This window comes from Methylobacterium sp. 4-46, from assembly GCF_000019365.1.
Lineage (GTDB): Bacteria > Pseudomonadota > Alphaproteobacteria > Rhizobiales > Beijerinckiaceae > Methylobacterium.
On the sequence record NC_010511.1, the window covers coordinates 5,052,052 to 5,075,479 of the forward strand.

The 23,428-nt window shown below is 73.6% G+C and carries 26 protein-coding genes; 13 read left to right on the plus strand and 13 right to left on the minus strand.

Features of this window, described 5'->3' with window-relative positions; genetic code table 11:
• Positions 1-23 precede the first annotated feature (23 nt).
• The gene (locus M446_RS22015) at positions 24-1,241 is read right to left on the minus strand and encodes a GNAT family N-acetyltransferase (RefSeq protein WP_012334322.1); all 1,218 of its coding nucleotides are present in this window, start codon (positions 1,239-1,241) and stop codon (positions 24-26) included.
• A gap of 115 nt (positions 1,242-1,356) precedes the next feature.
• On the opposite strand from M446_RS22015, the gene M446_RS22020 reads away from it, so the two are divergent.
• Together M446_RS22020 and M446_RS22025 are read left to right on the plus strand one after the other, a co-directional pair.
• Positions 1,357-1,653 (plus strand): hypothetical protein, encoded by a 297-nt coding sequence (locus M446_RS22020; RefSeq protein ID WP_012334323.1) that lies wholly within the window; start codon positions 1,357-1,359, stop codon positions 1,651-1,653.
• A 147-nt stretch (positions 1,654-1,800) separates the two neighbouring features.
• A complete protein-coding gene (locus M446_RS22025) occupies positions 1,801-2,037 on the plus strand; it encodes a DUF6894 family protein (protein WP_012334324.1) in 237 nt (78 codons plus the stop codon).
• Between the two features lie 47 nt (positions 2,038-2,084).
• On the opposite strand, the gene M446_RS22030 is transcribed toward M446_RS22025, so the two are convergent.
• Positions 2,085-2,306 carry a hypothetical protein gene (locus M446_RS22030; protein ID WP_012334325.1) on the minus strand — a complete coding sequence of 74 codons (222 nt, stop codon included), beginning with the start codon at positions 2,304-2,306 and terminating at the stop codon, positions 2,085-2,087.
• Between the two features lie 214 nt (positions 2,307-2,520).
• Here M446_RS22030 and M446_RS22035 point away from each other — a divergent pair, with 214 nt between their 5' ends.
• Positions 2,521-3,702 (plus strand): DUF3095 domain-containing protein, encoded by a 1,182-nt coding sequence (locus M446_RS22035; RefSeq protein ID WP_012334326.1) that lies wholly within the window; start codon positions 2,521-2,523, stop codon positions 3,700-3,702.
• 87 nt (positions 3,703-3,789) lie between these two features.
• On the plus strand, positions 3,790-5,535 hold the full coding sequence (locus M446_RS22040) for a patatin-like phospholipase family protein (RefSeq protein WP_012334327.1): 1,746 nt from the start codon (positions 3,790-3,792) through the stop codon (positions 5,533-5,535).
• A gap of 314 nt (positions 5,536-5,849) precedes the next feature.
• Here the strand turns inward: M446_RS22040 and M446_RS22045 are convergent, their stop codons facing one another.
• The 5 genes from M446_RS22045 to M446_RS22065 all read right to left on the minus strand — a co-directional run bounded on the left by M446_RS22045 (position 5,850) and on the right by M446_RS22065 (position 10,738).
• The gene (locus M446_RS22045; protein WP_012334328.1) at positions 5,850-7,103 is read right to left on the minus strand and encodes a cytochrome P450; all 1,254 of its coding nucleotides are present in this window, start codon (positions 7,101-7,103) and stop codon (positions 5,850-5,852) included.
• A 5-nt stretch (positions 7,104-7,108) separates the two neighbouring features.
• A complete protein-coding gene (locus tag M446_RS22050; protein WP_012334329.1) occupies positions 7,109-8,392 on the minus strand; it encodes an NAD(P)/FAD-dependent oxidoreductase in 1,284 nt (427 codons plus the stop codon).
• The gene (locus M446_RS22055) at positions 8,385-8,600 is read right to left on the minus strand and encodes a ferredoxin (protein WP_012334330.1); all 216 of its coding nucleotides are present in this window, start codon (positions 8,598-8,600) and stop codon (positions 8,385-8,387) included. Before M446_RS22055 ends, M446_RS22050 begins: the two co-directional genes overlap by 8 nt.
• 182 nt (positions 8,601-8,782) lie before the next feature.
• Complete coding sequence (locus tag M446_RS22060; RefSeq protein WP_012334331.1) at positions 8,783-9,769, minus strand: glutathione S-transferase family protein; 987 nt, start codon at positions 9,767-9,769, stop codon at positions 8,783-8,785.
• Positions 9,770-9,814: 45 nt separating this feature from the next.
• Positions 9,815-10,738 (minus strand): alginate O-acetyltransferase AlgX-related protein, encoded by a 924-nt coding sequence (locus M446_RS22065; protein WP_012334332.1) that lies wholly within the window; start codon positions 10,736-10,738, stop codon positions 9,815-9,817.
• A gap of 110 nt (positions 10,739-10,848) precedes the next feature.
• Between M446_RS22065 and M446_RS22070 the strand changes: the two genes are divergently transcribed.
• The 5 genes from M446_RS22070 to M446_RS22090 all read left to right on the plus strand — a co-directional run bounded on the left by M446_RS22070 (position 10,849) and on the right by M446_RS22090 (position 14,552).
• Positions 10,849-11,409 (plus strand): 2'-5' RNA ligase family protein, encoded by a 561-nt coding sequence (locus tag M446_RS22070; protein ID WP_198293050.1) that lies wholly within the window; start codon positions 10,849-10,851, stop codon positions 11,407-11,409.
• Positions 11,406-12,155 carry a phosphatase PAP2 family protein gene (locus M446_RS22075; protein WP_012334334.1) on the plus strand — a complete coding sequence of 250 codons (750 nt, stop codon included), beginning with the start codon at positions 11,406-11,408 and terminating at the stop codon, positions 12,153-12,155. Before M446_RS22070 ends, M446_RS22075 begins: the two co-directional genes overlap by 4 nt.
• A 152-nt stretch (positions 12,156-12,307) precedes the next feature.
• Positions 12,308-13,081: an enoyl-CoA hydratase gene (locus M446_RS22080; RefSeq protein ID WP_012334335.1), complete on the plus strand. Its 774-nt coding sequence runs from the start codon at positions 12,308-12,310 to the stop codon at positions 13,079-13,081.
• On the plus strand, positions 13,081-14,037 hold the full coding sequence (locus tag M446_RS22085) for a threo-3-hydroxy-L-aspartate ammonia-lyase (protein ID WP_012334336.1): 957 nt from the start codon (positions 13,081-13,083) through the stop codon (positions 14,035-14,037). The genes M446_RS22080 and M446_RS22085 overlap by 1 nt, the downstream gene beginning before the upstream one ends.
• A complete protein-coding gene (locus M446_RS22090; RefSeq protein WP_012334337.1) occupies positions 14,034-14,552 on the plus strand; it encodes a prolyl-tRNA synthetase associated domain-containing protein in 519 nt (172 codons plus the stop codon). Before M446_RS22085 ends, M446_RS22090 begins: the two co-directional genes overlap by 4 nt.
• 28 nt (positions 14,553-14,580) lie before the next feature.
• Here the strand turns inward: M446_RS22090 and M446_RS22095 are convergent, their stop codons facing one another.
• Positions 14,581-15,336 (minus strand): trypsin-like serine protease, encoded by a 756-nt coding sequence (locus M446_RS22095; RefSeq protein ID WP_012334338.1) that lies wholly within the window; start codon positions 15,334-15,336, stop codon positions 14,581-14,583.
• Positions 15,337-15,897: 561 nt separating this feature from the next.
• Between M446_RS22095 and M446_RS22100 the strand changes: the two genes are divergently transcribed.
• Positions 15,898-16,590 carry a carbonic anhydrase gene (locus tag M446_RS22100; protein ID WP_012334339.1) on the plus strand — a complete coding sequence of 231 codons (693 nt, stop codon included), beginning with the start codon at positions 15,898-15,900 and terminating at the stop codon, positions 16,588-16,590.
• A gap of 108 nt (positions 16,591-16,698) precedes the next feature.
• Here M446_RS22100 and rpsI read toward each other — a convergent pair whose 3' ends face one another.
• From rpsI to M446_RS22115, 3 genes are all read right to left on the minus strand, one after another.
• Entirely contained in the window at positions 16,699-17,187 is a 489-nt protein-coding gene (gene rpsI, locus M446_RS22105) for a 30S ribosomal protein S9 (RefSeq protein WP_012334340.1), read from the minus strand.
• A gap of 1 nt (position 17,188) precedes the next feature.
• Positions 17,189-17,650: a 50S ribosomal protein L13 gene (rplM, locus tag M446_RS22110; RefSeq protein ID WP_012334341.1), complete on the minus strand. Its 462-nt coding sequence runs from the start codon at positions 17,648-17,650 to the stop codon at positions 17,189-17,191.
• Positions 17,651-17,827: 177 nt separating this feature from the next.
• Positions 17,828-18,265: a PaaI family thioesterase gene (locus tag M446_RS22115; protein WP_012334342.1), complete on the minus strand. Its 438-nt coding sequence runs from the start codon at positions 18,263-18,265 to the stop codon at positions 17,828-17,830.
• Positions 18,266-18,356: 91 nt separating this feature from the next.
• Between M446_RS22115 and M446_RS22120 the strand changes: the two genes are divergently transcribed.
• Together M446_RS22120 and M446_RS22125 are read left to right on the plus strand one after the other, a co-directional pair.
• Complete coding sequence (locus M446_RS22120) at positions 18,357-19,139, plus strand: enoyl-CoA hydratase (RefSeq protein ID WP_012334343.1); 783 nt, start codon at positions 18,357-18,359, stop codon at positions 19,137-19,139.
• Between the two features lie 114 nt (positions 19,140-19,253).
• Entirely contained in the window at positions 19,254-19,796 is a 543-nt protein-coding gene (locus M446_RS22125) for a CoA-binding protein (protein ID WP_012334344.1), read from the plus strand.
• A gap of 3 nt (positions 19,797-19,799) precedes the next feature.
• On the opposite strand, the gene mgtE is transcribed toward M446_RS22125, so the two are convergent.
• Positions 19,800-21,170 carry a magnesium transporter gene (gene mgtE / locus M446_RS22130; RefSeq protein WP_012334345.1) on the minus strand — a complete coding sequence of 457 codons (1,371 nt, stop codon included), beginning with the start codon at positions 21,168-21,170 and terminating at the stop codon, positions 19,800-19,802.
• Positions 21,171-21,465: 295 nt separating this feature from the next.
• Here mgtE and M446_RS22135 point away from each other — a divergent pair, with 295 nt between their 5' ends.
• Positions 21,466-21,906 (plus strand): low affinity iron permease family protein, encoded by a 441-nt coding sequence (locus M446_RS22135; RefSeq protein WP_043702628.1) that lies wholly within the window; start codon positions 21,466-21,468, stop codon positions 21,904-21,906.
• A gap of 46 nt (positions 21,907-21,952) precedes the next feature.
• On the opposite strand, the gene M446_RS22140 is transcribed toward M446_RS22135, so the two are convergent.
• Positions 21,953-23,374 (minus strand): amidase, encoded by a 1,422-nt coding sequence (locus M446_RS22140; RefSeq protein WP_012334347.1) that lies wholly within the window; start codon positions 23,372-23,374, stop codon positions 21,953-21,955.
• Positions 23,375-23,428: the final 54 nt, after the last annotated feature.

Below are 23,428 nucleotides of genomic sequence, written 5' to 3' on the forward strand. Positions count from 1 at the left end.
GCTTCGATCGAGCCGATCCCGTATCACCCGTCGTCGCGGCGATAGGGGGTGCAGGTCTCGTAGTCGCGAAGCGCCTGCCGGACGTAGCCGGCCTCCCGGCGCAGGTAATCCGCGATCGCGCGGCGCAGGCCCGGATCGGCGATGTCGTGGGCCGAGTGCATCACGACCGGCCGGTAGCCCCGGGCCAGCTTGTGCTCGCCCTGCGCGCCGGCCTCGACGCGGCGCAGGCCGCGCGCGATCGCGAACTCGATCGCCTGATAGTAGCAGACCTCGAAATGCAGGAACGGGTGGTCCTCGATGCAGCCCCAGTTCCGGCCGTAGAGCGCCGCGTCGCCGATCAGGTTGATGGCGCCCGCCACGTAGCGGCCCTCCCGCCGCGCCATCACCAGGAGCACGCGCTCGGGCATGCGCTCGCCCAGGAGCGAGAAGAAGCGGCGGTTCAGGTAGGGCCGGCCCCACTTGCGCGAGCCCGTATCCATGTAGAACCGGTAGAACGCGTCCCAATGGGCCTCGGTCAGGTCCGATCCGGTCACCCACTCGACCGTGAGACCGCCGGCGAGGGCGTCCCGCCGCTCCCGCCGCAGCACCTTGCGCTTGCGGGAGGCCAGCGCCCCGAGAAAGTCCTCGAAGCCGGCATAGCCCTGGTTCTCCCAATGAAACTGCTGGTCGATGCGCTGCAGCAGGCCGAGCTCCCCGGCGCGGCGCCACTGCGCCTCGGGCATGAAGGTCAGGTGGATCGAGGAGGCCTTGGTCTCCTGGCGCAGGGCCCGCAACCCCGCGATCAGGGCGGAGGCGGCCTCCTCGGGCGGCTCGCCGGGCGCCACGAGCAGGCGCGGCCCGGTCACCGGCGTGAAGGGCACGCTGACCTGGAGCTTCGGGTAGTACGCGCCGCCGGCCCGCGCGTAGGCATCGGCCCAGCCGTGATCGAAGACGTACTCGCCCTGCGAGTGGGATTTGAGGTAGCACGGCGCGACGCCGACGAGCCGTCCGGCGCGCTCAACCGTCACGTGCAGCGGCAGCCAGCCGCTGCGCCCCGAGACGCAGCCCGCCTCTTCCAGGGCCGACAGGAAGGCGTGGGTGACGAAGGGATTGTGGGTCTCGCCGGTCCCCGCGAGGGATTCCGCCGAGAGGGCGCAGCGGTCCCACTCGGCCGCCGGGATCTCGGCGATCCGCGGCACGACGCGCACCGTGAGGGCGTCCGGCGAGGCCGGGCCGCATTCTGCTTCGCCGCCGCTCTCCATCGCCCCGGACCTAGAGCCGGCGGCCGAGCTGGGCAAGGCGCCGCGACGCCGCGGAGCCGCCGCGCCGCCCGCGCGTTCCCTCCCGGCGAACCGGAGGTCCCTCACCGTGAACCCGATGGCCGAAGCCTGGGATGCCCGCATCGACCGCGCGACGGAGCGGCTGCCCGCCCGCGCGCGGCGGACGATCACGTGGCTCAGGGCCCCGGCCCGGCGCTGGATCCGCATCCCGGCGGCCCTGCTCCTGATGCTGGGCGGGCTGCTCTCGATCCTGCCGGTGCTCGGCCTGTGGATGCTGCCCCTCGGCCTCGCCCTGCTGAGCGAGGACCTGCCGGTCATGAAGGCGCCGCTGGAGCGCGCGGCCCGCTGGATCGAGCGGGCGTGGCGCCGGGGTTTCCCCAACCGGAGAGCGTGACGCTTGCGCCACGCACCCGCCCCAAGTTGCGGAGCGCCGCCGCGGACAGCCATCGTTCAGACTTGATCCATCATCATGTGACGATCCTCACAGAACGAGGGGTCGGTTTGCCGGATGCTGGCGCCACGTTCGAAAGCGGATCGAGTCATGACCCACCTGTATTTTCACTGTGGTCGCGCCGGCGAGCTGCTCCTCGACTACCGCGGGGCTGACGTGAGCGACCTGAGCGAAGCCCGTGACCGTGCCTTGGCGGTCGCCCGCTCGATGATGGAGACGGCCTACGGGCACGAGGATTTCTCGGATTGGTTCGTCTGCGTCGGCGACGAGGAGGACGAGGAGCTGCTGCGCATCCCGTTCACCTCGGCCCTGCCGACCTTGCACTGAGGCGCCTTTCCCCGTTTCGCGCGCCGCCGGGGCCGGGCGCCCCGGCCTCAGAGCGCGTCCGAGAGGCTGACCTCCTGGTCCTGCGTGAGCGCCACCGCGGCCGGCAGGCCGCGCCATTCCAGCATCAGCATCACGGCGGCGAGCAGCGCCAGCGCGACCGTGACCAGGATCGGCGTGACGGCGCGGGCATGGCCGCGCAGCATGCGCAGGATCGCGCAGCCCAGCACGAAGCCGAAGGCCGACAGGACGGGAGCGACCTGGATGTGCATGCTGAACCCCGCGCGGAGCGTCGGATCGCAGCCTGCCAGAGGCGCGGCGCGCGCGCATCGGGCATTTGCATGACGCTGCGTCGGATCGGCCGCACGGCACCTCGGCGGAATGCCTCCGCGCCGTCGCCGCGGAGGTGCCGCGGACAGCCCGGTCCCGGCGACGCTGCGCGCCGGGCCGACCCGTGCTAGACGGCGCCCGAGCGGAGGGCCTGCCATGCGGGCGGAGCGGGCGAGCGGGGAACCGGAGCGCGACGCGGAGCGGGCCGCGTTCCGCTACGAGGCGATCGCGCCGATCACCGACTTCCAGAACGTCCTCGACGAGGCGGCCTACCGGCCGGTGCCGGATTCGTGGTGGGTCGCGCTCACGGACGTGGTCGATTCGACGGCCGCCATCGCGGTGGGCCGCTACAAGGCGGTGAATTTCGCGGGCGCGGCCGCCATCGCGGCCGTGCGCAACGCCCTCGGCGGGCGCGACCTGCCCTTCGTGTTCGGCGGGGACGGGGCGACGCTGCTGCTCGCCCCGGAGGAGGTCGAGGCGGCCCGCCGGGCGCTCGCCGCCACCGTGGCCTGGGTCGCGGCCGAGCTGGATCTCACCCTGCGCGCCGCCCTGGTGCCGGTCGCGGCGATCCGCGAGGCCGGGTTCGACCTGCGGGTCGGCCGCTACGCGCCCTCGCCGCACGTCGCCTACGCGATGATGACCGGGGGCGGGCTCGCCTTCGCCGAGCAGGCGCTCAAGGCGGGGCGCCACGCCGTGCCGCCGGCCGCGGGGGAGCGGCCGGACCTGACCGGCCTCTCCTGCCGCTTCTCGCCGGCCCGGGCGCGCCACGGGCTCATCCTGTCGGTCCTCGTCGTCGGCCGGCCCGGGGCCGATCCCGCCGCCCTGCGGGCGGTGATCGGCGACGTGCTGCGGATCGTGGCGGCCGCTCCCGCCATGGGGCGCCCCCTGCCGGACGGGGGACCGCCCCTGCGCTGGCCCCCCGCCGGGCTCGCCCACGAGGTCCGCGCCCGCGCGGGGCCGCGCCTGCTCGGCCGCCTGCGCCTCGGCCTGCACACCCTGGCGGCCCATCTCCTGTTCCGCTTCCGCATCCCGGTCGGCGGCTTCTCGCCCGACCGCTACCTGCATGAACTCGTCGGCAACGCCGATTTCCAGAAATACGACGACGGCCTGCGCATGACGCTCGACTGCGACGAGGCCGTCGCGGCGGCGATCGAGGCGAGGCTCGCCGCCGCGGAGGCGGCCGGCCTCGTCGTCTTCGGGCTGCACCGCCAGGACGCCGCCCTGACGACCTGCATCACCCCGGTGCCGAGCGCGAGCGACCACGTCCACTTCATCGACGGCGACGGGGGCGGCTACGCCCGCGCCGCCCAGGCCCTGAAGGCGAAGCTCGCCGCCTGAGCGGGCCGCCCGATATGTGTCCGGATCGGCGGACGGGACGGCCCGCGGGCGACGCCTGCGGGCGGAGCCGGGACCGGGGAGGAGCCGATGGACATCGTGGCCGACGTGCGCCCGCCGGAGATCCCGTTCCTCGGCCCCCTCGACCCCGTCACCGCCGCCGCCGTGCGCGCGCGCCTGGAGCCGATCGCGGTGCCGGGCGGCGCGGTGCTGTTCGAGCAGGACGCGCCCGCCGACGCGCTCTACGCCCTCGTCTCGGGGGCGATCGGGATCTCGGCGCGCGACCCCCTCACGGGGGAGGCGCGGCCCGTCGCCCGCGTGCGCCCGCCCGAGACCGTGGGCGAGATGGCCCTCCTCTCCGGCGAGCCGCGCTCGGCCACCGCGACGGTGCTGCGCGATTCCGCCCTGCTGCGATTGTCGAAGCGCGCCTTCGACGACCTCGTCGCCCGCCACCCGGCGACGATGCTCTACTTCGCCCGGCTCCTGGCCTCGCGGCTGCGCAGCGCCTCGGCCTGCACGCCGGTGGCGACGACGCCGATGACCTTCGCGGTGATCGGCGTGACCGAGGGCGTCGACGTGCCGGCCTTCGCGCGGGGCTTCGCGGCGGCCCTGCCCGGGCGCTCGGCCCTGCTCACCGCCTGGCCCGACGACGCGGACGAGACCTGGTTCCACGCCCTGGAGACCGCGCAGGACCAGGTCGTCTACGCGGCCGAGGCGCCGGGCTCGGGCTGGGCCAATCTCTGCCTGCGGCGGGCCGACCACGTCCTGCTGCTGGCCGCGCCCGGGCGCCGGCCCGGCGCGGCCTTCTCGGGTCGGATCACCATGCCGATGCAGGGCTGGACCCACCAGGACCTCGTCGTCCTCAACCCCGCCGACGCGCAGCGGCCCGGCCCGCTCGACCCGGCGCTGGCGGCGCTGCCGGTGGAGCTCCGCCTCCAGGCCCGGGCCGGGAACGCCGCCGACCTCGCCCGGGTCGCCCGGCTCGCCGGAGGGCGCGCCCGGGGGCTCGTGCTCGGCGGGGGCGGGGCGCGCGGCTTCGCGCATCTCGGCGTGATCCGGGCGCTCACCGAGGCCGGCCACGCGGTCGACCTCGTGGCCGGGACCAGCATGGGCGCGGTGGTGGCCGCCAGCCTCGCCATGGGCTGGGACCTGGAGGAGATCGGCGCCCACACGGTGGCGGCCTTCGTGGCGAGCTCGCCCCTCAACGACTACACGCTGCCGATCACCGCCCTCACCCGCGGCGCGAAGGTGGACCGCCGCCTCGCCCAGCATTTCGGCGAGGCGCGGATCGAGGATCTCTGGCTGCCCTACTTCTGCGTCTCCTCGAACCTGACCACCGGCGCGGCGATGATCCACCGGGCGGGGCCGCTCGTGACGGCCCTGCGCGCCAGCATCGCGGTCCCGGGCCTGCTGCCGCCGGTCCTCCACCCGGAGGGCGTGCTGGTGGACGGGGGCGTGATGAACAACCTGCCGGCCGATCTGATGGCGGGCCTGCGCCGCGGCACCGTGCTGGCGGTCGACGTGGCGAGCGACCTCGCCCTCGCCACCATGCCCGAGCGCCCGTTCCGCTCCCGGCTGGTGCGCCGCGCCCTCGGGGTGCCCTTCGCGATGCCGGGCATCGCCCAGATCCTGCTGCGGGCCGCCACCGTGTCGAGCGACGCCTCGGCGGCGATGGCGCGGGGCCGGGCGACGGCCTTCCTGCAGCCGCCCCTCGCCGGCATCGACCTGCGCGCGTGGCGCAGCTACGCGGCCGTGGCCGAGATCGGCTACCGGCACGCCCGCGCCAAGCTGGAGGAGGGCGCCCTGGAGGGCTGGGCGGCGGGGCGCGCCGGGTGATCGCGGGGCCTCGGGCCGCCGGTCCCCGGGCTGCGCGGCGGCAGGGCGCCGCGTGGCTGCGGTCATGGCTGCGGTCATGGCTGCGGTCATGGCGGCGGTCGCGAAACCCGAACCTCTCCCAGGCCGAAGCCGCCGCGGCGCTCGGGGTCAGCCTGCGACGTGGCGCGACCACGAGAGCGGGACGCACCTTCTGCCGAAGACGGTGCGCCTCGCGGCGATCGGGCTCGATCATCAGGGAGGCCGCCTGAGCCCGGCCGTGCCATGGTGCGCGGAGTTTCTCCCGCTCCTCACCCGCGCGGCGGCGCCGCGAGGCGTCATGCGTCGGGCGGCGACACGCCGTCGATGGCGAGGCGCAGGTGCTCCGGCCCCCGCAGCGACGCGCCCGGCCGATAGGGCGGCGGGTCGTCGAGGAGGCGCGGGTTGCGCAGCCGCCGCGCCAGGGCGACCAGCGCCGCCTCCGCCTCCAGCCGCGCCAGCGGGGCGCCGACGCAGAAATGCAGGCTGCCGCCGAACCCGAAATGCTGGTTGTCCTCCCGGTCCGGGTCGAACCGGTCGGGATCGGCGAAGCGGGCCGGGTCGCGGCTGCCGGAGGCGAAGAGCAGCACCACCGGCGCCCCCGCCGGGATCGTCGTCCCGGCGAGCTCGATCTCGGCCAGGGCCTTGCGGGTCCGGAAATGGACCGGCGGCTCGTAGCGCAGCAATTCCTCGATCAGCCGCGGGGCGATCTCGGGCTCGGCGCGCAGGCGCTCCAGCTGCGCGGGGAAGCGCAGCAGCGTCAGCATGCCGTTGGTGATCAAGTTCACGGTCGTCTCGTGGCCGGCGATCAGCAGCAGGATCGAGGTCGCGATCAGGTCGTAATCCCCCATCCGGCCGGCCTGCGGATCCTCGCGGGTCGCGAGCCCGGTGAGCAGGTCGTCCTTCGGGTGGCGCCGCTTGTCCTTGATCAGATCCTGCATGTAGGCGGCGATCGCGTCGAAGGTCTCGATGTTCCGGCCGAGCGCCGCCTCGTCCTGGCGCGCGTCGGGCTCGAGGGCGGTGGCGAGCTGCGTCGCCCAGCCGTGGAACCGGCCCTCGTCCTCCGGCGGCACCCCGAGGAGCTCGCAGATCACCGTGACCGGGAGCGGGTAGGAGAAGTCGTCCACGAGGTCGATCGCGCGCGCGTCCCGGCGCCGGTCGAGGAGGTCGGCCACCAGTCCGTCGACCCGGCCGTGCATGGCCCGGATCCGCTCGGGCGTGAACTCGCGCATCACGTGCCGCCGCAGCACGTCGTGGTCGGGCGGATCGCGGAAGATGAAGGGCCGGTGCTTGGTGCGGACGTGGTCCTTGAACGGGTTGATGATCCAGTCCTTGAACGGGTTGCCGGTGCGCGGGTGCGAGGTGGAGGGCAGGTCCTCCGAGCTGATGCGCGGGTCGAACAGCAGGGCCCGCAGGGCCGCGTGGGTGGTGACCACGTAGGTGCCGTCGTCCTGGAGCGCCACCGGCGCCTCGCGCAGCCGCGCGTAGAGCGGGTAGGGGTTCGGGCGGTTGGCCGGGTCCTTGACCGCGGCGAAGAGGGTCGGGTCGGGCATCGTCGTCAGCCTCGCGCCGGACTTGCGGGAAAACCGGGATCGGCGGGGGCGACGCGACCCTGGTCCGTCGCCCCGAGGATCGGCGGGAAAGCGGCGCGGGCCTCGATCCGGCCCGCGTAGGCGGGCAGCCAGCGGGTCTGGTCGAACGACACCGCCGCGACGGTGCGGCCATTCCGGCCGTAGACCGCCACGAAGCGCCGCGCGCCGAAATCGCCCTGCGTCACCGCCACGCTGTCGGCGCCGTTGGTGAGGCCCACCGACTTGATGTTCACGTCGAACTGGCTCGACCAGAAGGCCGGGATCTCGGCGTAGGGGGCGCCGGCCTGCCCGAGCAGCGTGCGGGCGGCGTGCTCGGCCTGCGCGACCGCGTGGCCCCAATGTTCGAGGGCGACGGGGCCGTCCTCGAACAGGGGGTGGGGGAAGCGCGCCACGTCGCCCGCCGCCGCGATCCCCTCGACCGCGCGGCCGTCGCGGTCGAGGACGCGGCACTGGCCGTCGCAGGCGACGCCGCCCGCATCCGCTGCCAGCCCCGAGCCGGCGAGCCACTCGGTGTTGCGCAGCGCCCCGAGCGCCACGATGACGACCGGCGCGGCGACGGTGCCGCCGCCGACGAGGCGGGCGCCCCGCACGCGGCCCTCGCCGTCCGACTCCAGGGCCTCGACGCGGGTCGAAGGACGGTAATCGACCCCGGCCTCGCGCAGCATCGCGGCCACGGCGGCGCCGATCCGGGTGCCGAGCACCGAGGCGAGCGGCGTCGGGTTCGGGTCGGCCAGCGTGACGGGTAGCCCGATCGACCGGCAGGCCGAGGCCGCCTCGCAGCCGATGAAGCCCGCCCCGATGATCAGGACGCGCCGCGGCGCCGCCGCCAGCGCGCCGCGCAGGCGCTCGGAATCGTCGCGGTTGCGCACGCTGTGGACACCGGCCAGGGCGGCCTCCGCGGCGTTCGGCCAGGGGCGCGCCCGCGTGCCCGTCGCGATCAGGAGACGGTCGAAGGGCAGGCGCTCGCCCGTCGCCAGGGCGACCTCGCGGGCTGCGAGGTCGAGGCCGACCGCCGCCGTACCGAGCCGCCAGGTCAGGTCGAGGCCGGGCCGCGAGGGCAGGGCGATGCGGTCGGCCCGCGCCTCCCCGGTGAGCACCCGCTTCGAGAGGGGCGGGCGGTCGTAGGGCGGGTAGGGCTCGTCGCCGACGAGCGTGATCGGCCCGGCATGGCCGTGCCGCCGCAGGGCCTCGGCGCCGCGCAGGCCCGCCAGCGAGGCGCCGACGACGAGGATGCGGTCCCGGTCAGCCATGGGATCCCGCCTCCTCGGGCTCGACCTCCAGCAGGATCGCCCGGACCGGGCAGGCCTGGACCGCCCGCTCGATCTCCCGGCGGCGCTCCGGCGGGGGCGCCGCGTCGTAGACCAGCACCTCCGGCCCGTGCAGGGCGAAGCTCTCGGGCGCCGCGAAGCAGCACTGGGCGTAGGCTTGGCAGCGATTGAGGTCGACGACGACGCGCATGGGCTCCTTCACCTCCTGCCGGCTCCGCCGGTGCCGGCGCCGGTCCGTGTCCCGGGCCCGCCCGCGCGGGTTCGCCGCGGCGCAACATGGCCCCGCCGACAACGCCGCGACCGGGCCGGGCGGTTCTCGCACGGGCCAATTCGCCGCGCCGCCGCAAAGGTTACGAACCGGCGAGGCGGCCGTCAGGCCGCGAAGCGCTCAGCCCGCCCGTGCGGCGCGTCGTAATCGAGGATCGGGCCCAGCGGGACGATCCCGGTCGGGTTGATGCTGGCGTGGCTCTCGTAATAGTGGCGCTTGATGTGGGTCAGGTCCACGGTCGGGCGGATCGCCGGATGCTGGTAGAGGTCGCGCAGGTAGGGCGCGAGGTTGGGATAATCCGCGATCCGCCGCAGGTTGCACTTGAAGTGCCCGACATAGACCGGGTCGAAGCGGACGAGCGTGGTGAAGAGCCGGATATCCGCCTCCGTCAGCGTCGGGCCGAACAGGAACCGACCGCGGTCGAGCCGCGCGTCCAGGGCGTCGAGTTCCTCGAACAGGGCCGTCACCGCCTCCGCGTAGGCCGCCTGGCTGGTGGCGAAGCCCGCCTTGTAGACCCCGTTGTTGACCCGGTCGTAGACGCGGGCGTTGAGGGCGTCGATCGCCTCCCGCAGGGCGTCCGGGCAGAGGTCCGGGCCGCGCGCGCCCGCGCCGTCGAAGGCGCGGTTCAGCATCCGGATGATCTCGGCCGATTCGTTCGACACGATCGTGCGGCGCTCCCGGTCCCACAGGACCGGGACGGTGACCCGCCCCGTGTAGTGCGGATCGGCCATGACGTAGATCTCGGACAGGCGCGCGGCCCCGTTCACGGTGTCGGGCCCGGCCCCGGGCGAATCGCCGAAGACCCAGCCCTCGGCGCCCATCAGCGGATCGACGACCGCGACCGAGATCGCCTGCTCCAGCCCCTTCAGGGCGCGCACGATCAGCGTGCGGTGCGCCCAGGGGCAGGCGAGGGAGACGTAGAGGTGGTAGCGCCCGGGCTCGGCCCGGAAGCCGCCGGTGCCGGTGGGGCCGGGCGCGCCGTCCGCCGTCACCCAGTTGCGGAAGGCGGAGTCCTTGCGCACGAAGCGCCCGCCGGTCTCCTTCGTGTCGTACCAGCGATCCTGCCAGACGCCGTTGACGAGCAGCCCCATGCCGATCTCCCGGATGATTCTCGACGGTGCCCGCTCCCGCGGCTCTCACGCCCGCCCGGCGAGCTTGCGCCTCGCATAGGCCTCGACGTCGAAGCGGTCGTCCGGCACGCGGTACAGGAAGCGCTCGGCCATCTCGACGAGGAGCAGGTGCGGGCGTACCCGCGCGACGTAACCCCAATCCACGCTCGCGGACCACAGGAAATGCACCTCGCGAAAGCTCTCGGCGAGGAGCCCGGTGAGGAAGAACGTGCCGAAATGCGCGCAGGAATCCCCGAACAGCACGAGGCAGCGGGGATCGGCCAGGGGGCTGTCGTTCCGGAACACCACCCGGGCGCCGACGTGGAGGTCCATCGCCCGGCCCTGCGCCTCGAAGGTCTCGACCAGGCTGTTGGCCCCGACCCGGCGCGCGTCGCGCAGGTACTCGACCATGCGGGCGACCTCGCGCGGCCGGTCCGGCAGCTTCCCGCCCAGGTCGAGCACCGCCTCCGTCTCGCGGTAGGGCCGCGCGGCCAGGTCGGCCCGCGGCGCGGCGGCGAGGCCCCGCATGATCTCCGCGTAGGCGAGCTGGCAGCCGCGCTCGGTCCAGTGCGTGTCGGTGCGCAGGAAGAGCGGGCGCTCGCCCGCCCGGGCCGCCCGCATCGGGCCGACGAGGTCGATCCAGGCGCCGGCCGCCCGCGAGCGGGCGAGCCGCGCCCCGAGGCGCCGGGCCGGCGACAGGGCCGGATCGAGGGCGATCCCGTCGAGCCGGTCCTCGTAGATGCTGAGCTTCTCGGGGATGACGACGTGGTGGTAGCGCAGGCCGAGCGCCGCCGCGCGGGCGCTGCGCCGCTCGATCAGCCGGCGCCAGCGCCACAGCAGCCAGGCATTCGGGAGGGTCGCCCGGTACTGCGCCAGGACCCGGTTGGTGCCTCCGGTGAGGAAGAGCCACCCGTCCCGCCCGACATGGACGCCATCGCGGTTTCTCGTCATGCGCGCCGCTGTAGCTTCCCCGGCCGCGCCTGAATAGCGCGGCACGCGCCTGAACAGCGCGGCACGCGCCCGAACAGCGCGGGATGCGCCCGCGCAGCGCGGCCGGCGGGATGGACAAGCCCGGCCCGCCGCGCCATCTCGCCTCGCGCATGGAGCACGCGCCCCTCATCCTCACCCTGGACCTCGACGAGGCCGCCTTCGGGCGCTTCGACGCCGAGCGCCGCACCCATTTCCCGGCCGCCCTCAACCGCATCCCGGCCCACGTCACCCTGTTCCACCACCTGCCCGGGGAGGAGGAGCGCGGCATCGTCGAGACCCTGGCGGGCGCGGCGCGGGAGGAGGCCCCGGCCGCGGTCGCGGTGACGGGCCTGCGCTTCACGGGCCGCGGCGTCGCCTACGCGCTCGACGCGCCCGCGGTGGCGGCCCTGCGCGCGCGCCTCGCCCGGGCCTTCGCGCCCTGGCTCACCGCGCAGGACCGCCAGGGCTTCCGCCCGCACGTGACGATCCAGAACAAGGTGGCGCCCGAGGCGGCGCGGGCGCTGCATGCGCGCCTCGCCGCGGACTTCGCTCCCTTCCGCGTCACCGGAACCGGCCTGCTGCTCTGGCGCTACCTCGGCGGGCCCTGGGAGGCGCGGGGCCGCTTCCCCTTCGCGGAGGCCTCGCCCCGATGACGCGCGCGCTCGACCGAATCCCCCTGCGCGGCGGCGCCGTCCTGTGGCGGCGGCTGCGGCTCAACGAGGTCGGCCCGCTCGCCTCGCTGCTCGCCGTCAGCCTGTTCGGCTTCGGCTTCTTCAAGCTGGCCGGGGAGGTCTCGGAGGGCGACACCAAGGCGCTCGACGAGCGGCTGCTGCTGGCCCTGCGCCGGCCCGGCGACCCCGCCCAGCCGATCGGCCCCCACTGGCTGCCCGAGACGATGCGGGACATCACCGCCTTCGGCAGCGTCTTCGGCATCGTCTACGTCACCGCCTGCGTGGCGCTCTACCTCGCCGGCACGCGGCGCTGGCGGGCGGCCCTGTTCGTCCTCGCCGCGGTCGGGGGCGGCGAGCTGCTCTCGACGATGCTCAAGCTGGTCTTCCGGCGCCCGCGCCCGGACCTCGTCCCGCACGGGATGGAGACCTTCACGGCGAGCTTCCCGAGCGGCCACGCCATGCTCTCGGCGATCGCCTACCTGACCCTGGCGATCCTGCTCGCCCGGATCTCGCAGGGCCGGCGGGTCAAGGCCTTCGTGCTCGCGCTCGGGGTCGCGACGACGCTGCTCGTCGGGATCAGCCGGGTCTATCTCGGGGTGCACTGGCCGAGCGACGTGCTCGCCGGCTGGTGCATCGGCGCCGCCTGGGCCTCCCTCTGCTGGTTCGTCGCGCTGCAGCTCCAGCGCCGGCACGTGGTCGAGGCGCCCGATCCGCCGCCGCCCGCCTGAGCCTTGCGGCGGCGGCCCGGCTCTTCTAAGCATCATTCGCCGAAGGGGTCACCGGTTCGGTGGCGAAAAATCATGCGAGAACAAGGGGCTAAGCGGAATTGCGGCGTGCGATTCGGCTTCGCCAGGAGACGAGCCGAACGGAGAGAGACGGGATGGAGTACGAGAACATCCGGGTCGAGACGCGCGGGCGGGTCGCCCTCATCACGCTGCACCGGCCCGCGCAGCTCAACGCCCTCTGCGGGCCGCTGGTGGCCGATCTCAACCACGCCCTCGACGGCTTCGACCGCGATGACGGGATCGGCTGCATCATCCTGACCGGCTCCGAGAAGGCCTTCGCGGCCGGCGCCGACATCGCCGAGATGCGCGACCGCACCCATCCGGAATTCGCCATGGCGGATCCGTTCGGCGAGTGGGACAGGGTCGGCCGGCGGCGCAAGCCGATCATCGCGGCGGTGGCCGGCTACGCCCTCGGCGGCGGCTGCGAACTCGCCATGATGTGCGACTTCATCCTGGCGGCCGAGACCGCGAAGTTCGGCCAGCCGGAGATCAAGCTCGGGGTCATCCCGGGAGCGGGCGGCACGCAGCGCCTGACCCGGGCGGTGGGCAAGGCCAAGGCGATGGAGCTCTGCCTGACCGGGCGCCTGATGGACGCCGCGGAGGCGGAGAGGTCCGGCCTCGTCGCCCGGATCGTGCCGGCCGCCGACCTCCTCGCCGAGGCCTGGAAGACCGCCGAGACCATCGCGGCGATGTCGCTGCCCTCCGTCATGACCGTGAAGGCCTGCGTGGACCGCGCCTTCGAGACGAGCCTGAGCGAGGGCGTGCGCTACGAGCGCGGCGTGTTCTACGGCCTCTTCGCCACCGCCGACCAGAAGGAGGGCATGGCCGCCTTCCTGGAGAAGCGCAACCCCAACTTCGAGCACCGCTGATGACCATCACCTTCGCGCAGGTCGAGGCCGCCGCGCACCGCCTCGACGGCGTCGCCCACCGCACGCCCGTCCTCACCTCGCGCACGGCCGACCAGCGCACGGGCGCCCGCCTGTTCTTCAAGGCGGAGCCGCTGCAGCGCGCCGGCGCCTTCAAGTTCCGCGGCGCCTACAACGCCATCGCGGCCCTCGACGCGGCGGCGCGGCGGCGCGGCGTGCTGGCCTTCTCGTCGGGCAACCACGCGCAGGCCATCGCCTATGCGGGGGCGCTGCAGAACGTCCCGACCGTGATCGTGATGCCGCACGACGCGCCGGCCATCAAGGTCGCGGCGACGGCGGGCTACGGCGCCGAGATCGTGCGCTACGACCGCTACAAGGAGGATCGCGAGGCGGTGAGCCGCGGGATCGCCGAGGCGCGCGGCCTCACGCTGATCCCGCCCTACGACCACCCGGAGGTGATCGCCGGCCAGGGCACCGCCGTGAAGGAGCTCCTGGAGGAGACGGGGCCCCTCGACGTGCTCCTGGTCTGCCTGGGCGGCGGTGGGCTGCTCGCGGGCTCGCTGCTCTCGGCCCGCGCCCTGGCGCCGGATTGCGCCGTCTACGGCGTCGAGCCGGAGGCCGGCAATGACGGGCAGATGTCGCTCGCCAAGGGCGAGGTCGTGCGCATCCCGGTCCCGGTCTCGGTCGCCGACGGGGCGCTCACCACGCATCTGGGCGCGCACACCTTCCCGATCATCCGCCGGGAGGTGACCGGGCTCGTCACCGTCTCGGACGCGCAGCTCGTGGCGGCGATGCGCTTCTTCGTGGAGCGGATGAAGCTCGTGGTCGAGCCGACCGGCTGCCTCGCGGCGGCGGCGGCGTTCGAGGGCGTGGTGCCGGTCGCCGGCAAGCGCGTCGGCGTGGTGCTCTCGGGGGGCAACGTGGATCCGGCGGCCCTCGCCCGCTTCCTCGCCGCATGACGGCCGCCGGCCCGGACGACCTGTTCGCCTACCTGGCCGATCTCGGCATCCCGGTGCGCACGGTCGCGCACCGGCCCGTGCACACGGTGGCGGAATCCCGCGACCTCAAGGCCGGGATGCCGGGCGGGCATTCCAAGAACCTGTTCCTCAAGGACAAGCGCGGGCGGCTGTTCCTGGTGGTGGCCGAGGCCGAGGCGGCGATCGATCTCAAGCGGCTGCACGGGGTGATCGGGGCGACGGGCCGGCTCTCCTTCGGCTCGGCCGAGCTCCTGGAGGCGGTGCTGGGCGTCAAGCCCGGCTCGGTCACGCCCTTCGGGGTGATCAACGACCGCGCGGGCGCGGTGAGCGTCGTCCTCGACGCCGCGCTGATGGCGCGGGACCCGGTGAATGTCCACCCGCTCCACAACGCGGCGACGACCGCGATCGCGCCCGGCGACCTGATCCGCTTCCTGGAGGCGACCGGCCACCCGCCGCGGGTGATGGCGCTGCCGGCGCCCGAGGGAGACCCGCTTTAGGCGGGGCCCCGGGCGGGCGCCTCCCGCCTCACGGCCCCCGGGCGAGGCGCGCGCCCGCGGGGGCGATCACCACGAGGCTGCCGCAGGGCGGCGTCGCGGTGATGACCGCGCTCGCCACGCCCCACAGCCGCCCGCCGCCCGCCGTCACCACCGGCCCGCCCGAATCGCCGATGCAGACCTGGGCGCCCTCGCTGCGCGCGAAGGTGAGGCCGGTCGCGGTCATCGCCAGGGGCGTGAGGCGCGCGGTCTTCAGCGTCCCCGGCGCGCCGCCCGAGAGGCCGACCCCGGCGAGGACGAGCCGCCCGGGCAGGCGGCGCACGGGCCGGCCGACCGCCACCGGCGCGCGGTCGCGCACCGGCCGGGCGAGGCGCACCACCGCGATGTCGAGGGAGAGGGCCGCGAGGTTGATGCCGAGGTCCCCGGCCTCCGCCCCGTCGCGGTCGACCGCGAAGCGCGACACCGCCGCCGCCCGGTAGACCGGCCCGACCGGGTCGCTGCCGCGGTAGAACACCACCACGGCGCCGAGCGGGCTCTCGCCGATGCAGTGCGCCGCCGTGAGGACGAGGTCCCGCGCGATCAGGACCCCGGAGCAGCGGGTGACCTGGATGTCGTCGCCCGACTGGTTGACGGTGCCCAGCGCCACCGTGGCGCGGGCCAGGGCGTCGCGCGCTCGCGCCGGGGCGCCGCCCTCGATCGCCCGCGCCGGAAGGGTGCCGGCCAGGCCCCCCGCGAGCCCGAGCAGCCACGGCGCGGCGCGGGTGAGGAGGCGCGGCCAGCGGCCCATGGCGACAGCTCCGGAGCTTCGATGCGGCATCCCGTCGGATCGACCCTAAGCATCATTCGCCGAATGGGCCACCTCTGCTTGGGCCGGCGCCCCCGCGGCGCGAGCCGGGCCCATGCCCCGGCAGCCTGCGCCGCTCCGCCGCGGGATTAAAATATCAGGTCATCCGGGTGCGTTTTCGCACGTGGCGATAGATGAGCTCTGTCCTATCTCTGAAATCGCGGTGCAACAGAGCGTTGTTTCATCGCGAAATCAGACGACAAGAGGATGATTGCGTGGAGACAATCGTTGTGGAACGATGGAACCCAAGGGCAGACGCGGCGCGTGCCGCGCCGCCGCGGGCCGAGGCGCGGGCGGGGCAGCGGCCGGGCAGGCGGGCGGTCCGTGCCGACCACGCGGCATCCGACCGCCCGGCAGCGGACCTGGCCCCGGACCCGCGCACCGAACCGGCGGTCCGACCGGGCCCTTGACGCAGAGTTGCGCGCGGCCCCCCGCATGCCGGGGCACCCCGCCGGCCGCGCCGCGCCGGACACTCCCGCATCTCCCGACAGCGAGGATCTCGTCATGGACACGATCATTCAGGGCATCTCGACCTTCCGCGAGCGGGTCTTCCCGGGGCAGCAGCAGATGTACCAGCGCCTCGTGCGCGACGGGCAGCAGCCGAAGGCGCTGATCATCGCCTGCGCGGATTCCCGCGTCGCGCCCGAGCACATCACCCAGGCCGAGCCGGGCGAGCTCTTCGTCTGCCGCAACGCCGGCAACATCGTGCCGCCCTTCACGCAGCAGAATGGCGGCGTCTCCTCGGCGATCGAGTACGCGGTGGTGGCGCTCGGCGTGCGCGACATCGTGGTCTGCGGCCACTCGGATTGCGGCGCGATGAAGGGGCTGATGCAACCCAACGCGCTCGACGCCATGCCGAGCGTGGCCGCGTGGCTGCGCCATTCCTGCGCGGCCGAGCGGATCGTCTGCGAGGCCTACCCGCCGGACATCGACCCGGCCACCCGCCTGCGCGCGCTCGCCATGGAGAACGTGGTGGCGCAGCTCACGCACCTGCGCACCCATCCGAGCGTCGCCGCGGCGATGGCCAAGGGGGAGCTGCGCCTGCACGGCTGGTTCTTCGCCATCGAGACGGGCGAGATCCTGGCCTATGACGGCGAGGCCCAGCGCTTCCTGCCCTTCGCGGGCGATGCCGACATGCCGGTCGCCGAGGCGCCCGAGGCCCGCGCCGCGGCGGACATGCCCCGGGCCGCCGAATGAGCGGCGCGGCGCGGCTGAGCAGCCGCCAAAGAGAAGGGCGGCCCGGTTCTCCGGGCCGCCCCTGCCGACGATGTCGTGCCGGCGAAGTCGCGCGGATGCGCGACGCCCTCAGCGCTTCGAGAACTGGAAGCTGCGGCGGGCCTTCTTGCGGCCGTACTTCTTGCGCTCGACCACGCGCGGGTCGCGGGTCAGGAAGCCCTCACGCTTGAGGGGCGAGCGCAGCTCCGGCTCGTAGTGGGTCAGGGCCTTGGCGAGGCCGTGGCGCACCGCGCCGGCCTGGCCCGAGAGGCCGCCGCCGGTGACCGTGACGACGATGTCGTACTGGTCGGCGCGGTTGGCGACCTGGAGCGGCTGCTGCAGGATCATCCGCAGCACCGGGCGGGCGAAGTAGGTCTCGACCGGGCGGTCGTTGACCGTGATCACGCCGGAGCCGGGCTTGATCCAGACGCGGGCGACCGCGTCCTTGCGCTTGCCGGTGGCGTAGGCGCGGCCGTGGGCGTCCAGCTTCTGGACGTGGACCGGGGCCTCGTTCTCGGCGGTCCCGAGGGCCGCCTTGTTGGCCTGGCCGAGATCGGCGAGGGACTGAAGGGTCGCCATCTTACGCGCTCACGTTCTTGCGGTTGAGAGCGGCGACGTCGAGCGTCTCCGGCTGCTGGGCGGCGTGGGGGTGCTCCGAGCCCTTGTAGACCCGCAGGTTGCCGAGAATCCTCCGGAACAGCGGGCCGCGCGGCAGCATGCGCTCTACCGCCTTCTCGACCACGCGCTCGGGGAACCGGCCCTCGAGGATGTACTTCGCCGAGCGCTCCTTGATGCCGCCCGGGAAGCCGGTGTGGTGGTAGTAGACTTTCTGATCGTACTTGCGGCCGGTGAACTTCACCTTGTCCGCATTGATCACGATCACGTTGTCGCCGCAATCGACGTGGGGCGTATACTGGGGCTTGTGCTTGCCCCGCAGACGCATCGCGACGATCGACGCGAGACGGCCTACGACGAGGCCCTCGGCGTCGATGATCACCCACTTCTTCTCGACGTCGGCGGGCTTCAGCGAAAAGGTCTTCATCGCGCTGGAATCCCGAGAACTTTCTTCAGAAACAGGACGCCGCCACGCGAGGGGCGCGGCGGCGATGGCCGGGTGTGTACGCGAGGAGGGGGCGCCCGTCAATCGCTTTCGCCGGGGAGCACTGCGGAAAATATCCAATCGGACAAAGCGCTTGGCGCTTGTGGTAGCGCGATACCGCTAGTCTCGCCGCGGCGGGATGGCGTAGGTGCCGGTGGCGTGGCAGACGAGGTCCGGCTCGCCCGCGCTGCGGATCAGCACCTCGCCGACCGCCAGCTGGCGGCCGAGCTTCATCAGCCGCGCCTCGCCGATCAGGTCGCGCGGCGCGGGCTTGCGCATGAAGTTGAAGGACAGGTTCGTGGTGACCGCGAGGGCGACCGGGCCGAGGCTCGCCAGGATCGCCGCGTAGAGGGCGAGGTCGGCGAGCGCCATCATGGCCGGTCCCGAGATCGTGCCGCCGGGCCGCAGGTGGCGCTCGTGATAGGGCAGGCGCAGGCTGGCCGTGAGCGGGCCCACCGCCTCCACCACCGGGCCGGGGCCGCCGTGATGGATCTGCGGAAACACCTCGTCGAGGTAGGCGATCACGGCCTCGCGGCTCATCACGGGTTCGGTCGGCATCGGCTCCGGATCCGTCGGGGAGGGGCCCGCCTTGCAGCACGGGCCGGGCCGCCCGACAATGGGGCTCCGGACGAGGAGCCCTTCCGCCGCCATGGACGAGACCGCATCCCTGCTCACGCGCCGCGACCGGGACGGCGTCGCGACCCTGACGCTCAACCGGCCGCGGGCCCGCAACGCCCTGTCGCAGGCGCTGCTCGGCGCCCTGCTGGACGCCCTGGCGGCGCTCGGCGAGGACGAGGCGATCCGGGCGGTGGTCCTGGCCGCCGAGGGGCCGGCCTTCTGCGCCGGCCACGACCTCAAGGAGATGACGGCCTTCCGGGCCGAGCCGGACCGGGGCGCGGCGCGGTTCGCGGCCCTGTTCGACCTCTGCTCGCAGGTGATGATGGCGATCCCGCGCCTGCCGCAACCGGTGATCGCGGCGGTGGAGGGGGTGGCGACGGCGGCGGGCGCCCAGCTGGTCGCCTCCTGCGACCTCGCCGTGGCCGGCGAGGCGGCGCGCTTCGCGACGCCCGGCGTGCAGATCGGCCTGTTCTGCTCGACCCCGATGGTGGCGCTGTCGCGCAACCTGTCGCGCAAGGCCGCGATGGCGATGCTGCTGACCGCCGAGATGGTCGAGGCGGCCGAGGCCCGGGATCTCGGCCTCGTCAACCGGGTGGTGCCCGCCGGGACCGCGCTGGCGGAGGCCGAGGCGCTCGCGCGCGGGATCGCGGCGCGCAGCCCCTACACGGTGCGGGTCGGGAAACGGGCCTTCTACGAGCAGATCGAGATGCCGCTCGCGGAGGCCTACGCCCATGCCGGCCGGGTGATGACCGAGAACATGCTGGCCCGCGCGGCGGAGGAGGGGATCGCCGCCTTCCTCGCGCGCAAGGGGTGAGGGCGGCGCGTGAGCGAAGCCGACATCCGCATTGCCGAAATGGGAGATGGCGACGCAATCCGTCGGATGTCGTATGACGCCGCGAGGTCCCACCAGCCGCCGCACCGGAACACGATGCCCCTCTCCGACCCCGCCCGCCACGACGATTACGACACCGAGCACCTGCGCGGCCTGCTGCGCGCGGTGCGCTCGATCGCCCTCGTGGGCGCCTCGGCCAACCCGGCCCGGCCGAGCTGGATCGTCACCAAGTACCTGCTGGAGCGCGGCTACGACGTCGTCCCGGTCAATCCGGGCCTCGCCGGGCAGGATCTCCTCGGCCGGCGCGCGGTCGGGCGCCTGGCGGAGCTGGGGCGTCCCGTCGACATGGTGGAGATCTTCCGCAATTCCGAGGCCGCCGGCCCCCTGGTCGACGAGGCCCTGGCCCTCGACCCGCTGCCCAAGGTGATCTGGATGCAGCTCGGCGTGCGCAACGACGAGGCCGCCGCCAGGGCGGAGGCGCGCGGCGTCACCGTCGTGATGAACCGCTGCCCGAAGATCGAGTACGGCCGGCTCTCGGGCGAGATCGGCTGGACCGGGGTGAACTCCCGGATCCTCAGCGCGAAGAAGCCGAAGCTCTCGCCCAAGGGGTTCCAGAAGCTCACGATCGAGCAGCGCTGAGCCTCACAGCAGGGTGCCCCTCAGGATCACCAGCGCCACCGTGAAGTAGATCACGAGGCCCGACACGTCGACGAGGGTCGCCACGAACGGCGCCGAGGCCGTCGCCGGGTCGAAGCCGAGGCGCTGCAGGATGAAGGGCAGCATCGAGCCGGCGAGCGAGCCGAACAGCACGATGCCGATCAGCGCCGTGCCGACCGTCAGGGCGACCAGCACCCAGTGCTCGCCGTAATCGTAGAGCCCGGTCTTCTGCCAGATGAAAATCCGCACGATGCCGATCAGCCCGAGTATCGCGCCGAGCGTGATCCCGGCCGGGATCTCGCGCAGGGCGACCCGCCACCAGTCGCCGAGCTTCAGCTGATGCAGGGCGAGGGCCCGGATCAGCAGCGAGGTCGCCTGCGAGCCGGAATTGCCGCCCGAACTCATGATCAGCGGGATGAACAGGGTCAGGACGATCGCCTTCTCCAATTCGCCCTCGAAGCCCTGCATGGCGCTGGCGGTCAGCATCTCGGACAGGAACAGCACGCAGAGCCAGCCGGCCCGCTTGCGGATCATCTGCCAGAACGAGATGTCCATGTAGGGCTCGTCGAGCGCCTCCATGCCGCCGAAGCGCTGCACCTGCTCGGTCTGGCGCTGCACCATGGCGTCGATGACGTCGTCCACCGTGACGATGCCGATGACGTGGTTCGACTCGTCGACCACCGGGATCGCCAGGAGGTCGTATTTCGAGATCAGGCGCGCCGCCTCGTCGCGGCTGGCATCGGCGCTGACCACGATCGGGCGCCGCGCGGGGGCCACCGACAGGATGTTGTCGCCCGGCTCCCCCGAGAGCAGGCGCCGCAGGGGCACCGCCTTGGTGAGCGCCCGCGTGCGCGGATCGAGCACGAAGATCGAGTAGACGGTCTCGCGGGTGCGCTCGACCTCGCGGATGTGCTCCAGCGTCCGCCGGATCGTCCAGGTCGCCGGGACCGAGACGAATTCCGTCGTCATGATCGAGCCGACGCTCTCCTCCGGATAGGCCATCAGCTTGTCGACGGCGCCCCGGGTCTCCGCGTCGAGGCGGGCGCGCAGGTCCGACAGGCCCGGCTCCTCGATCTCCAGGAGCAGGTCGGTCACCCGGTCGGCCGACATCGCGCTGAGGTAGGACGCGACCCGGTCGCGGGGCAGCATCTCGATGATGTCCGCCGCGCAGGAGAGCTCGGGCTGGTCCAGTACCTCGACGGCCCGGTCGTGGGGCAGGCCCAGCAGGATCGCGGCGGCGACCTCGGGCGCCTCCTCGTTCAGGGCCTCGACGATGTCGGGGGCCCTCTCGTCGGAGAGGCGGGCGGCCAGCGCCGCCGGCTCGACGGTCCCGTCGAGGCTCAGGGTATCGATCATGGCTCACCTTCCTGTCGACCAGCCGTTCCGGGCCGGTCGCGGTGAGCCGCTCAGGCGCGAGCGGTCAGCCGATGGCTCGGGAACGGCACGGTCGGTCGACTGTGACTGTCGCTCGGCATGGGGTGGGGGTTCTCGGGATGAGCCCGCGGCGCGAGATGCGGGCGCAGGCTGAATGTTCCCTGCGCCTCGTCGCGCCCGGCGTCAAGGGGCGGAACCGTGGGCGCGGTGAATGCTTTTGAAGGGGCTCGCGGGCACCACGATCCCCCTTCTCGCCCGCCTCACGCTGGAGCTTCGCATGGCGCCGCGCCGCAGCTTCTCGGACTTCGCGGCCGCCGTCGCCAGGGCGGCGGGCAAGCCCGTCACCTTCGCGCTCAGCATCGCGATCATCCTCATCTGGGCGGTCAGCGGCCCGTTCTTCCACTACTCCGATACGTGGCAGCTGATCATCAACACAGGCACCACCATCATCACCTTCCTGATGGTGTTCCTGATCCAGAATACTCAGAACCGGGACGGCGCCGCGATCCAGGCGAAGCTCGACGAGCTGATCCGCGCGAGCGCGGCGCAGAACGTCTATATCGGGATCGAGCACCTGACCGAGGAGGAGCTCGACTCCCTGCGGGCGCGCTGCGAGGCGCGGGCCAAGAGCGCCCGCGCCGCCGAGGCCGCCGATGCGGCGCAGGGCGCCGCCAACGCCAAGGCGGCGCGCGCCGCCGCCCGGGTCGTCGGGAGCTGAGCGGCGGGGCTCACCCGGGCTCCGGACCGACCTCCGGGGCGCCGGATCAGAGCGGCGGCAGCCGCCCGTGCCAGTCCGTGGCCTGCTGGTAGGCCTGCCCGATCCGCAGGGCCGTCGCCTCCTCGTAGCCGCGGCAGGCGATCTGCAGGGAGAGCGGCAGCCCCTCCGCGGTGAAGCCGCACGGCAGGGCGAGGGCGCAGAGTTCGAGGAAATTGCCGAAGCGGGTGAAGCGCGAGGGGACAACCGCCTGGTCGACCGCGTCGAGCGGGATGGCCGCGGTCTCGGTGGTCGGCGTCAGCAGGGCGTCGAGCCCCGCCATCGCCCGGTCGAAGGCGCGCTTCATGTCCTGCTGCAGGCGCCGCGTGCGCAGGTAATCCCGCGCCGAGACCGAGGCGCCCGACAGGATGCGGGCGCGCACGTCCTCGTCGAGGGGCGCGGCGAAATCCTCCGCGATCGCGCCGTTGTGGAAGTAGGCCTCGGCGTTGACGATCGCCGCGGCGTTGACGAAGTCGACGAAGCGGAACGGCAGGCGGGTGTCGACGATCTCGGCCCCGAGCCGGTCGACGAGGTCGAGGGCGCGGTCGTAGGCGGCCAGCATCTCGGGGGCGCAGCCCTCCCGCTCGGCGGCGGGCATCCGGCCGAGCCGCATCCCGCGGACGCCGCGCTCCAGGCCGGGCAGGGGATCGACCGGCACCACGCCCCGGGTGTTGGGGTCGAGGGGGTCGGGGCCCTGGAGCACGTTGTAGAGCAGGGCCACGTCCTCGACGCTGCGCGCCATCGGGCCGGGCGTGTCGAGCGTGGTCGAGAGGGGCAGCACGCCCGCCGTGCTGACGCGCCCGACCGTGACCTTCAGCCCGGTGATGCCGCAGAAGGAGGCCGGCAGCCGCACGGAGCCGCCGGTATCGGTGCCGATCGCCCAGGGCGCCATCCGGCTCGCCACCGCCACGCCCGAGCCGCTGCTCGACCCGCCCGGAACGCGCGGGCGCGCCGGGTCCCAGGGATTGAGCGGCGTGCCCATGTGCTGGTTGGTGCCCCAGCCCCCGAAGGCGAATTCCACCGTGTGGGTCTTGCCGAGCAGGATCATGCCCTGCGCGATCATCCGCTTCGCGACCGTGGCGGAGGCGGTGGCGCGCTGGACCCGCCGGGTCATCGAGCCGCCGGTCGAGATTCGTCCCTCGACGTCGATCAGGTCCTTGAGGGCGACCGGCACGCCGTGGAGCGGACCCACGGCGTGGCCGGAGCGGATTGCCCGCTCGGCGCCCTCCGCGGCGAGGCGCGCATCCGCCGCGTAGACCTCCACGAAGGCGTGCAGCCGCGGCTCCAGCCGGTCGATCCGGGCGAGCAGCGCCTCGACCGCGTCGACGGGGGAGAGGCGCCGCGCCGCGATCGCCCGGGCGAGGCTCGCGGCCGACATCAGGGCGGGATCGGTCTCGCGCGGGAGGGCGTCGGTCGGGAGGGCGTCGGTCATCGGGGGCGTCTCCCGGGGCTGGGCATCGTTCCTGCCGCCGAAGCGGTGACCGCT